This window comes from Rathayibacter sp. VKM Ac-2759, assembly GCF_009834225.1.
Classification (GTDB): Bacteria; Actinomycetota; Actinomycetes; order Actinomycetales; family Microbacteriaceae; genus Rathayibacter.
Genome location: NZ_CP047176.1, coordinates 2846780 through 2857805, shown reverse-complemented (window position 1 = coordinate 2857805; position 11026 = coordinate 2846780). Strand labels below are relative to the sequence as shown.

The following is an 11026-nucleotide window of genomic DNA, read 5'->3' as shown; positions in this document are numbered from 1 at the left end:
AGGGGGACCCGCCCGCGGACCGTCGCGCCTCAGGGCCGCCAGCGCGCCGCGCGCACGTCGACGCGGTAGCCGCCGGGAGTGATCACCAGCGGCGTCCCCTCGCGGTCGTACTCGACGCGCGCGCGGTCCTCGTGTCCGAGGGGAGGAGCGCCTCCCGAGCGCACCACCCGCCACCACGCGACGTCGGAGCCGTAGCGCGCCATGACCGTGCCGACCGCGCGCGCGGCGCGTGTCCCGAGCACGGCGGCGATCTCCCCGTAGGCCATCACGTGCCCCGGGGGGATGCCGTCGACGACGGCCAGCACCGCCGAGACGAAGTCGGGGGAGTCGGGGCCCGCCCCGGACGAGGACGGCTCGCCGGTCCGAGCGCGAGGGCTCAGAGCTTCAGCGCCCCGATGTTCTCGCCGTACTGCGTCTCGCCGACGACCTCGAAGCCGATCCAGCGGAAGAACTGCTCGGGACCGTCCTCGCCCGACTCCCAGATGACGGTGAGCGTGTCGAACCCGCGGCGGCGGGCCTCGTCGGCCGCCGCGCGGACCGCGAAGGTGCCGACTCCGCGCCCCTGCTTCGACGCGTCGATGTTGATGCGCCAGATGCAGCTGCGGAACTCCTCCGGAGCGTCCTCGTCGAAGTGCGCGTGGATGAAGCCGACGAGCGCGTCGTCGTCGAGGATCGCGCGCTGCCAGGCGGCACCCGGGTCGATCACGGCGGCGGCGGCCGAGTACGACACCGGGGCGACGAACTGCTCCTGACCGGGTTTGAGGCTCAGCCCGTTCACGGCGGAGATGTTCGAGGCCGACAGCTCTTCCAGGCGGAGTGCACTCATGCGGCCAATCTAGCGGCCGGACCCCGGGGCGTCATCCGCCGCCAGGACGACAGCGCCCCCACCGGCGCCGATCGAGAGCACCGGAGGGCCGAACTCTCTCGACATCGAGACAGTTCAGCCCTCGGGTAGGCTGGTGGAGGCCATCCGGAGCGGCCGCGCAGCCGCTCGTCCCGCGCAGGAGCGGGGTTGCATCGAGACCATGGGAGAGCAATGTCCAAGATCAAGGTTGAGGGAACCGTCGTCGAGCTCGACGGCGACGAGATGACGCGGATCATCTGGCAGAAGATCAAGGACACCCTCATCCACCCGTACCTCGACGTGAACCTCGAGTACTACGACCTCGGCATCGAGTACCGCGACGAGACCGACGACCAGGTCACGATCGACGCGGCGCACGCCATCCAGAAGCACGGCGTCGGCGTCAAGTGCGCGACGATCACGCCCGACGAGGCGCGCGTCGAGGAGTTCGGCCTGAAGAAGATGTGGAAGTCGCCCAACGGCACGATCCGCAACATCCTCGGCGGCGTCATCTTCCGCGAGCCGATCATCATCTCCAACATCCCGCGCCTGGTCCCCGGCTGGAACAAGCCGATCATCATCGGCCGCCACGCGTTCGGCGACCAGTACCGCGCCACCGACTTCGTCTTCAAGGGCAAGGGCACGCTCACCGTCGAGTTCACCCCGGACGACGGCTCCGAGCCGATGAAGTTCGAGGTCTACAAGGCTCCCGACGACGGCATCGCGCAGGTCCAGTACAACCAGGACGCGTCGATCCGCGACTTCGCCCGCTCGTCGCTCAACTACGGCCTGAGCCGCAACTACCCGGTCTACCTCTCGACGAAGAACACGATCCTCAAGGCCTACGACGGCCGGTTCAAGGACATCTTCGAGGAGATCTTCGAGACCGAGTTCAAGGAGCGCTTCGACGCCGCCGGCCTCACCTACGAGCACCGCCTGATCGACGACATGGTCGCCTCGGCCATGAAGTGGGAGGGCGGCTACGTCTGGGCCTGCAAGAACTACGACGGCGACGTGCAGTCGGACACGGTCGCGCAGGGCTTCGGCTCGCTCGGCCTGATGACCTCCGTCCTGTCCACGCCCGACGGCAGCGTCGTCGAGGCGGAGGCGGCGCACGGCACCGTCACGCGCCACTACCGCCAGCACCAGGCGGGCAAGCCCACCTCGACCAACCCGATCGCGTCGATCTACGCCTGGACGCGCGGCCTCGCGCACCGCGGCAAGCTCGACGGGAACCAGGAGCTGATCGACTTCTCGCTCACGCTCGAGGACGTCGTCATCAAGACGGTCGAGTCGGGCAAGATGACGAAGGACCTCGCGCTCCTCGTCGGCCCCGACCAGGGCTGGCAGACGACCGAGGAGTTCCTCGCGACGCTCGACGAGAACCTCCAGGCGCGCATGTCGGCCTGACCTCCGGCGCATCGGAACGGCTCCGGCCCGCAGGGATCCTCGGATCCTGCGGGCCGGAGCCGTTCCTGCGTGGCGCCGGTCAGAGCACGCGGGCGAGCGACTCCATCGCGGTGCCGGCGTCCGGGCCGGCCGGGATCAGCACCACGCTCGAGGCGCCCGCCCGGTGCAGCTCGCCGATCCTCGCCCGCGCGTCGTCGGGAGTGCCGACGACGGCGAGCTGGTCGACCCACTCGTCCGGCAGGTCGCGGGCGAAGGAGGCGCGGTCGGCGCTGCGCTCGCGGAGCCCGGCGAAGTCGTCCGCGAACGGCAGCGGTGCGATGTGCGGGGCCCAGTCGGGGTCGCCGATCCACTCGAGACCGGGGCGCACGAGATCGCGCGCGCGGGCGGCGTCGTCGTCGACCGCCGCGGCGTTGTAGGCGACCACGCGGCCGGGCACGGCCATCTGCTCCAGGGCCGCGGCGAGGTACTCCGGAGTGACGGGCTCGGCCAGGACGACGCCGTCCGCGATCCGGCCGGCCAGCTCGAGGGACTTCGGGCCCCGCACGCCGGCGAGCAGCGGCGGCACGACGGCGGGCGGTGACTCGAGCCGGAGGCCGTCGACCTTCACGTAGCGGCCGTCGCGGGTCGTCTCGTCGCCGGCGAGCAGCGAGCGCAGGGCGTCGAACTGCTCCTCCAGGAGGGTCAGCGGGCTCTTCGGCCACACGCCGAGCCCGCGCATCCAGTGCGGCATGCCGTGGCCGATCCCGGCGTGCAGGCGACCGGGGAACAGCTCGGCGAGCGTGCTGAGCTCCATGGCGGTGAACGCGGCCGTCCGTGCGGCGGCGGGGAGGATGCCGATCCCGACCACGATGCGCTCGGTCGCCGCGAGCACGGCGGCGGCCTGCGCGATGCCGCCGCGGAAGCCGAGATCCTCGATCACCCACAGCTCGTCGAAGCCGAGCGCCTCGGCGCGTCGGGCGTAGGGGAGGACCTCGGCGGCGGGGAGATCGCGGGGGAGCAGGATTCCGACGGCGGCGTCGGGCGTGGAGGCGCGCATGGCTCCCAGCCTAGGGTCGCGCCGTGACACGACGGAGGGCCCGCCGCTCGGGAGCGGGCGGGCCCTCCGTCGTCCGGATCACTCGGAGCGGGACTCGCTGAGCTGCACCTGCTCGGGCCTCGCGCTCGAGACCACCTCGATCCTCCGCGACTTCGCCTTCTCGCTCACGGGGATGGTGACCGAGAGCACGCCGTTGTCGTACGACGCCGAGATGCGCTCGGTGTCGACGCCCTGGCCGAGGCTCAGCTGGCGGACGAAGGTGGCGGACTGGCGTTCGCGCGTGATCCACGTGACGTCGTCGCCGCTGGCGACCGTGCGCTGGGCGCGGATCGTCAGCAGCTGACCGTCGACGTCGACGTCGACCGATCCGGGATCGATCCCGGGCAGGTCGGCGGTGAGGACGTAGTGGTCGCCGTCGCGGTACAGGTCGATCGGCATGCGGCGCGGGCCCTGGCCGGAGCCGAGGAGGGCGGAGGCGACGCGGTCGAGTTCGCGGATGGGGTCGTAGGTCACGGCCATGATGATCACTCCATTCAGTCGAGCAACGAAGGACTTCTCAGAGTTGAGCCTCATCGACTCAACTGTGAAGAATTTAGCACTCCACCCTCGAGAGTGCCAAGCACCTCCGTCCCAGGATCGACTACTTCGTAATCTGTTGGAAACAGAGCCGGGCGATCGATTTCGTAGGGTCGTCAGTACTGATTCAGAGCTGAACCGGATCCGGTTCCCAGCGAGCGTGAGTAAGGACATCGATTGCCGATCCACCCGTCCCACCGTCCACCCGTCCGCCGCGCCGATCGGCGCATCCTGGCGGGCCTCGCCGTCATCGGGGTCGCCGCCTCCGCCGCCTTCGCGGCGACCGGCGCCTCCGCCGCCCCCGTCGTCGGCAGCGCCTCGCTCGTCGGCGGCCTCTCGTCGCTGCAGAGCTTCGACGACGGCGACTACGTCGTCACCCTGATCGAGCCCGCCGCGGCGACCTACGAGGGCACCGACGCCCGCTTCGCCCGGACGGCTCCCGACGCGGGCTCCCAGCTGCAGGCGCGGTCCGCCCCCGTCGAGGACTACTCGGCCCACCTCGAGCAGCGCCAGGACGACGTCGCCGCCGCTGTCGACGCCGAGATCGGCTACCACTACACCGTCACGCTCAACGGCTTCTCGGCCGAGCTGACCGGCGCGCAGGCCAGCCGCCTCGCGAACCGCAAGGACGTCGCCCAGGTGCGCGAGATCGAGGACCTCACCCTCGACCGCGCGGTGCAGCCCACCACGCTGCAGGCGCCGGCCGCCGCCGGTATCCCCGTCCCCGACACCGGTCAGGAGTCCTCGACGAGCTTCCTCGGCCTCGACGGAGCCGACGGAGTCTGGAACGAGCTCGGCGGTGTCGACGAGGCGGGCGAGGGCGTCGTGGTCGGAGTCATCGACTCCGGCATCGCGCCCGAGAACCCCTCGTTCGCCGGTGCTCCGCTCGCGACGAGCCCCGGAGCCGCCCCCTCCACGAACGGCACGACGATCACCTACCCGAAGTCCGACGGCAACGACTTCGTGGGAGCCTGCGCGAGCGGAGCCGACGCGTCGCAGCAGTGGACCGGCGACGAGTGCAACCAGAAGCTGATCGGTGCGCGCTGGTTCCTCGGCGCCTCGGAGCCCGCGGGCTCGCCCGACAACCCCGAGTACCTCTCGCCGCGCGACGCGGACGGCCACGGCTCGCACACGGCGTCGACCGCCGCCGGCAACGCGGGCGTCGACGCGAGCGTCGACGGCTACGACTACGGACTGATCTCGGGCGTCGCGCCCGCGGCCAAGGTCGCCGCGTACAAGGTCTGCTGGAACGGCGACGTCGACGGCACCGACGACGACGACTTCTGCTCCGGCCCCGGCATCCTCGCCGCCATCGATGCGGCGACCAGCGACGGCGTCGACGTGATCAACTTCTCGATCGGCGGCGGCTCGGCCACCTCCACGCTCACGCTGATCGACGAGGCGTTCCTCAACGCCGCCGCCGCGGGCGTCTTCGTGGCGGCCTCGGCCGGCAACTCCGGCCCCGGCGACTCGACCCTCGACCACGCCTCGCCGTGGTACACGACGGTCGCCGCCTCCTCGATCCCGACCTACACCGCCACCGCCACCCTCGGTGACGGCCAGGCCTTCCCCGGCGGATCGATCACCGTGCACGACGAGATCACCGGACCCCTCGTGAACAGCGCGGACGTCGTCCTCGCCGGGGCCGAGACTCCGGAGATCTGCGAGACCGGCACCCTCGACCCCGAGAAGGTCGCCGGGAAGATCGTCGCCTGCACCGCGGGCGTCACCGCCCGCGTGTCGAAGTCGGCCGAGGTCGAGCGGGCGGGCGGCATCGGCATGCTGCTGCTCAACCCGTTCCCGAACGCGCTGCACGTCGACGACCACTCCGTCCCGAGCATCCAGATCGACTCGGAGGCGTACGACGCCATCACCGCCTACGCGTCCATTGCCGGTGCGACCGCGACGCTGAGCGAGGGCAACACCTCCGGCATCGCGATCGCGGTCCCGCAGGTCGCCGGCTTCTCGTCGCGCGGTCCGGCCGAGGCCGACGGCAGCGACGTGCTGAAGCCGGACATCACGGCGCCCGGCGTCGCGATCCTGGCCGACAGCTTCAACGCCGAGGGCGACGACCCCGCCTTCGCGTTCGAGTCGGGCACCTCGATGTCGTCGCCGCACATCGCCGGCCTCGCCGCGCTGATCCTCGGCGCCACCCCGAACGCGTCGCCGTCGGCCGTCAAGTCGGCCATGATGACGACCTCGTACGACAGCGTCGACCAGTCGGGCACCGCCTCCGAGGACGTCTTCGCGCAGGGCGCCGGCCACGTCGACCCGACCGCGTTCCTCGACCCCGGACTGATCTACGACAGCGGCCCGAGTGACTGGATCGCGTTCCTCAAGGGCGCGGGCTACGTGTTCAACCCGGATCCCGCGATCGACCCGATCGAGGCGATCGACCCCTCCGACCTCAACCAGGCGTCGATCGCGATCGGCGCGCTCGCCGGAACGCAGACGGTCACCCGCACGGTGACGTCGACCGCTCCCGGCAGGTACACCGCGTCGCTGGACATCCCGGGTGTCGACACCGTGGTGTCGCCGTCCACGCTCTCCTTCACCGCAGCGGGCCAGACGGCCGAGTACACGGTCACCTTCACGACCGCGGACGCCGAGCTCTCGGAGTTCGCGACCGGCTACCTCACCTGGTCGAGCGCCGACCACGAGGTGCGCAGCCCCGTCGCGGTGCGACCCGTCCTGCTGGACGCTCCGTACGAGGTCTCGGGCTCCGGCTCGACGGGCTCGACGACGGCGACCATCACGCCCGGCATCGACGGCGCGCTGCCGCTGTCGACCACCGGTCTCGCGCAGGGAGTCCTCGCCGAGGACGCCACCGCGGCCGACGGACACTCCGGCACGCTGCCGGCGGGCACGACCCTGATCACCGAGGTCCAGGTGCCCGAGGGCGCCGACTTCGCCCGCTTCGATCTCGACTCGATCGACGACACGGCCGACCTCGACCTCTACGTCGAGCTGCTCGACGCGGCGGGCGAGCCCGTCTCGCAGGCCGTCTCGGCGACGGCCTCCGCCGACGAGCGCGTCGACCTCGCGGAGCCGGAGGCGGGCACCTACCGCGTCACGGCCGACATCTACGCGGTCGGTGCGGAGCCCACGGTCACCTTCGACCTGCGCAGCTTCGTGATCACGCCCGAGGGAGGCGTCGGCTCGCTGACGACCGAGCCCGCGGTGATCGACGCGACGCAGGGCGAGCCCACGAGCTACGCGATCTCGTGGAGCGACCTGGCCGGCCCCGCCCAGTACCTCGGCCGGGTGGCCTACTCCGACTCGGGTCTCGCGACTCTGGTGAGCGTCGACGTGACGGAGGCGGCGACCCCGACTCCCACGCCGACCGCGACTCCGGAGCCCACGGGCACCCCGGAGCCGACGGCGACCCCTGAGCCGACGCCGACCGCGGGACCTGCGCCGACCACGTCGCCGACGTCCGCGCCGACCGGCTCGCCGACCGCCGGACCGGGTGCGCCCGGCCACGGTGGCGGCTCGGGCGGCCTGCCCTCCACCGGCTTCGAGGGCGGTCTGCTCGGGGCTGCGGCCCTGGCGCTGATCGGCGCCGGAGTCGTGATCTCCGGCGTCCGCCGCCGGGCCCTCGCTCAGCGTGAGGGAGCAGCCGCGGAGTAGCCCTCCGCGCTCGCACCGACGGCCGCCCCGCTCGCTCCCTCCGGAGCGGCGGGGCGGCCGTCCGCGTTCGCGCCGGGCACACCTCCGGCTCGCGGAATCGCGTCCGGCGCGCTCGAATCGCGGATTCCGGCGAGCCGGACGCGGTGCGACGAGCCGGAGGTCCCCGCGGCCCTGGCGGGACGCGGGCGCGGCGTCAGGAGACGGCGCGACGCCCGGCGATCACGCCGGACACGACGGCGACCACGCCGAACACGATGGCGACGATCGGCTGGCCCATGTCGAGCCACGCCACCGCGGCGGCGCCCATCACCAGCAGCTCGATCAGCGAGCGGCCGTAGACGTCGAGGGAGAACACGGCGCGGGGTGAGAGGAACAGCGCCCAGACCAGGGCGGCCAGCACGGGCGCGCCGATCCCGAAGACGATGCTCAGCGGCAGCGCCCAGGTCGTGAAGCCCCAGATGCCGAAGGTCACCAGTGCGAAGAGCTCGAGGACGAACCGCAGGACGTCGTTGGGGCCGATCCTGACCTCGGTGCCCGCGGCACCCGCTCCTGCTCGATTCACGCCGACCATCGTATCTCCGCCGTCCTGAGCCGGAGGCGGGCCCTAGCGGAAGATGATCGTCCGGGCGCCGTCGAGCAGCACCCGGTCCTCCGCGAACCACTTGACCGCCTGGGTGAGGGTGCGGCTCTCCTCGTCCTGCCCGATCGCGACCAGCTGGGCCGCCGAGCGCGAGTGCTCCACCCGGACGACGTTCTGCTCGATGATCGGGCCCTCGTCGAGGTCGCTCGTGACGAAGTGCGCCGTCGCTCCGATCAGCTTCACGCCGCGGGCGTGCGCCTGCTTGTAGGGGTTCGCGCCCTTGAAGCCGGGCAGGAAGGAGTGGTGGATGTTGATCGCGCGGCCGGCCAGACGCGCGCAGAGCTCGGGCGAGAGGATCTGCATGTAGCGGGCCAGGACGACGAGCTCGATGTCGTGCTGCTCGACGACCTCGATCACGCGCTCCTCGAAGGCGCGCTTCGTCTCGGGGGACACCACGGGTCGCGACTCGAACGGCACGCCGTAGAACTCGGCGAGATCGCGGAGGGTGCCGTGGTTCGAGAGGATCAGCGGCACGTCGATCGCGAGCTGCCCCGCACGCTGGCGGAACAGCAGGTCGTTCACGCAGTGCGCGGCGGTCGAGGCGAGCACGAGGGTGCGGAGCGGGCGGCCCACCACGTCCAGGCGCCAGGTCATCCCGTAGTGCTCGGTGACGGGCAGCAGCGCCCGCTCGAACTCGTCGCGGGTGACCGCCGACGCGACCTGCAGCCGCATGAAGAAGCGGCCGGTGTCGGCGCTCGAGAACTGCTGGCTCTCGGTGATGTTCCCGTTCGCCTGCACCACGGCTCCCGAGACGGCGTGCACGATGCCCGGCAGATCGGGGCAGGTGAAGGTCAGCGTCCAGTGGTTGGCGGGCTCGTCCCGACCGGGTGCGGCGTTCTCGGCGGAGCCCACGGACGCGGGCGGAGCGGAGGAGGGCGCGGCGGAGTCGGACTGCATCCGCTCAGGATATCGGCCGCCGACGAGGCCCTCAGCGCACGTCGACGGCGGTCGACGCGACCGCCCCGACACGGCCGTCCGCGGAGGCGTAGCGCACGCCGATCTCGTGCTCTCCGGCCGCGAGATCGAGCGTCGCCACGAAGCCCGCGCTCGAGACCGTCCGCTCGAGGGCGACCTCCCCGTCGACGAGGAGCTGGACCGCCCCCGGGTCCGAGAGCACGAGCACGGGGACTCCGGAGGAGGCGCTCGCCGTCGACGGGGCGAGCACGCTGGGCGCCCTCAGCCGCACGGTCTCGGAGGCGCTGAGCGTCTCGGTGCCGTCGGGCGCGGTGGTGCGCACGGTCACCGCCGTGTCGCCGACCGGCAGGTCGAGGCTCTCGAGCGACCAGGTGCCGTCGGTCCCGGCGACAGTGCTCGCGTAGACGAGTCCCGACCGCGCGTCCTCCACCGATACCGCCGCACCGGGAGCCGCGGTGCCGGTCGCGCCCGGGAGCAGGCGCTCGTCCGGGTCGGTCTCGAGGGTCGACGTGGCCGGGACCGGCGGGGTGGGGGTGGCGGTCGGCGTCACCGGGGGAGTGGGCGTGGGAGTCGGACCGGGGGTGGCCGTGGGTGTCGGACCGGGCGTGGGATCCGGAGGGGGAGCCGGTGCCGCCGGGGGAGTCGTGGTCGGCACGGGGGTCGCTTGGAGCGGTTCGCGCGACGGGGGTGCGAGCACCGGTGCAGGCACGGCCGACGCGTCGGGACCGGACGTCGGGGAAGGCTCCGTCGACGGCGCGGTCGCAGACGGGTCGGGTGCCGGCGACGGCGTGAGCTCCACCGTCGCCACGGGCGCGAGCGTCTCCTCCTCGGTGGGCGTCGACTCCGGTGCGCTCTCCGACGCGTCCGGCACCCGGGTCGTCTCAGGACCGGCGATCGGCAGCAGCGCCGCCACCGCGACTCCCGCCACGAGCACCAGCCCGGCCGCGACGACGGCGACCGTCGCGGCGGAGGCGCCTCCGGCCACGGACCCGGCGCTCGCCGCAGAGCCTCCCACTGCCGCCCCGCCACCGCCCGACACCCCGGGAACCGCGCCTCCGGCGGCGTAGGCGGCAGAGCCTCCGACGCCGGCGACGAGCGGGAGCAGCACCGTCGCCAGGCGTGCGCCGGACTGCTCCGCATCGCGGAGCGCCACCCGGCAGCCGACGCACTCCCCGAGGTGCGAGCGCACCCGGAGCCGATCGCGTGCCGGCAGGCGACCGCGGACGTGCGATCCGGCGCGCTCGAGGACCCACCGGCACTCGCCCTCGGCCGAGACGTCGGTGACGTGCTCCTGGATCCAGGCCCCGCGGAGGCCCTCGCGGGCGCGGTGGCTGAGGGCCGCGACCGAGTTGGGCCGGAGGCCGAGGAGGGGCGCGGCCTCTGCGGGGGAGAGCCCCTCCACCTCCGTGTACCAGAGCACCTCCTGCCAGCGCGCGGGCAGTGCCCGGAAGGCGCGGACCCCGAGATCGCGATCCAGCGCGGCGAGCACGGTCTCCTCCGGCCCCGGTCCCGGCGCGACGACGTCCTCCTCCGCGGCGAGCGGGCGCTCCCGATCCTGTCGTCGCCCCCAGGAGGCGGCGACGTTGCGGACCGCGGTGAAGAGGTAGGGCCGGAACGCGCCCTCCGGGCCGCCGCCCCGCTCGATCGTCGAGAGCACCCGGAGGAAGGCCTCCGAGACGAGATCGTCGGGATCGAGCGAGCTCGACCACGCTCGCGCGACGGTGCGCGCCGCCGCCGCGTGCCGCCGCCACAGCTCGGCCGTCGCCGTCGCCTCGCCGCGGCGGACCAGCTCGATCAGCTCGGCGTCGCCGAGCGGGTCGACGGCGCCGCGAGAGCCCGCCCTGCGTCCCACGATGGTCCCTCCCTCGTCCGAAACGGAGGACGACTCGAGAGATCCTCGCACAGAGGTGAGGGAGGTTCAGCGCCCGGCACTTGCTACACTGGCCGCGTCGCGACTGGCGTTCGGATGGGTGAC

The 11026-nt window shown here is 72.6% G+C and carries 9 protein-coding genes; 2 read left to right on the top strand and 7 right to left on the bottom strand.

Features of this window, described 5'->3' with window-relative positions:
- Positions 1-29 precede the first annotated feature (29 nt).
- Positions 30-305, bottom strand: a complete 276-nt coding sequence (locus GSU68_RS13265; RefSeq protein ID WP_244259280.1) for an MGMT family protein — start codon at positions 303-305, stop codon at positions 30-32.
- 71 nt (positions 306-376) lie between these two features.
- A complete protein-coding gene (locus GSU68_RS13260) occupies positions 377-826 on the bottom strand; it encodes a GNAT family N-acetyltransferase (RefSeq protein ID WP_159909071.1) in 450 nt (149 codons plus the stop codon).
- 210 nt (positions 827-1036) lie between these two features.
- Between GSU68_RS13260 and GSU68_RS13255 the strand changes: the two genes are divergently transcribed.
- Entirely contained in the window at positions 1037-2254 is a 1218-nt protein-coding gene (locus GSU68_RS13255) for an NADP-dependent isocitrate dehydrogenase (RefSeq protein ID WP_159909069.1), read from the top strand.
- Between the two features lie 79 nt (positions 2255-2333).
- Here the strand turns inward: GSU68_RS13255 and GSU68_RS13250 are convergent, their stop codons facing one another.
- Both GSU68_RS13250 and GSU68_RS13245 read right to left on the bottom strand, forming a co-directional pair.
- Positions 2334-3290, bottom strand: a complete 957-nt coding sequence (locus tag GSU68_RS13250) for an LLM class flavin-dependent oxidoreductase (RefSeq protein WP_159909067.1) — start codon at positions 3288-3290, stop codon at positions 2334-2336.
- A 78-nt stretch (positions 3291-3368) separates the two neighbouring features.
- A complete protein-coding gene (locus GSU68_RS13245; RefSeq protein ID WP_056040292.1) occupies positions 3369-3809 on the bottom strand; it encodes an Hsp20/alpha crystallin family protein in 441 nt (146 codons plus the stop codon).
- A gap of 234 nt (positions 3810-4043) precedes the next feature.
- Here GSU68_RS13245 and GSU68_RS13240 point away from each other — a divergent pair, with 234 nt between their 5' ends.
- Positions 4044-7496 carry a S8 family serine peptidase gene (locus tag GSU68_RS13240; RefSeq protein WP_159909065.1) on the top strand — a complete coding sequence of 1151 codons (3453 nt, stop codon included), beginning with the start codon at positions 4044-4046 and terminating at the stop codon, positions 7494-7496.
- Positions 7497-7689: 193 nt separating this feature from the next.
- Here the strand turns inward: GSU68_RS13240 and GSU68_RS13235 are convergent, their stop codons facing one another.
- Genes GSU68_RS13235 through GSU68_RS13225 form a run of 3 tightly spaced genes read right to left on the bottom strand, consistent with a single transcriptional unit; the run spans position 7690 to position 10903 of the window.
- Entirely contained in the window at positions 7690-8058 is a 369-nt protein-coding gene (locus GSU68_RS13235; protein ID WP_244259279.1) for a YrdB family protein, read from the bottom strand.
- Between the two features lie 42 nt (positions 8059-8100).
- Positions 8101-9033 (bottom strand): formyltetrahydrofolate deformylase, encoded by a 933-nt coding sequence (gene purU, locus GSU68_RS13230; protein ID WP_159909061.1) that lies wholly within the window; start codon positions 9031-9033, stop codon positions 8101-8103.
- A 31-nt stretch (positions 9034-9064) separates the two neighbouring features.
- Positions 9065-10903, bottom strand: coding sequence for a sigma-70 family RNA polymerase sigma factor (locus GSU68_RS13225; RefSeq protein ID WP_159909059.1), 1839 nt, complete (start codon positions 10901-10903; stop codon positions 9065-9067).
- Between the last annotated feature and the right edge of the window lie 123 nt (positions 10904-11026).

Coding starts and splice junctions, on each gene's coding strand:
- GSU68_RS13260 (WP_159909071.1), bottom strand. CDS start 826: ATGAGTGCACTCCGCCTGGAAGAGCTGTCGGCCTCGAACATCTCCGCC.
- GSU68_RS13255 (WP_159909069.1), top strand. CDS start 1,037: ATGTCCAAGATCAAGGTTGAGGGAACCGTCGTCGAGCTCGACGGCGAC.
- GSU68_RS13250 (WP_159909067.1), bottom strand. CDS start 3,290: ATGCGCGCCTCCACGCCCGACGCCGCCGTCGGAATCCTGCTCCCCCGC.
- GSU68_RS13245 (WP_056040292.1), bottom strand. CDS start 3,809: ATGGCCGTGACCTACGACCCCATCCGCGAACTCGACCGCGTCGCCTCC.
- purU (WP_159909061.1), bottom strand. CDS start 9,033: ATGCAGTCCGACTCCGCCGCGCCCTCCTCCGCTCCGCCCGCGTCCGTG.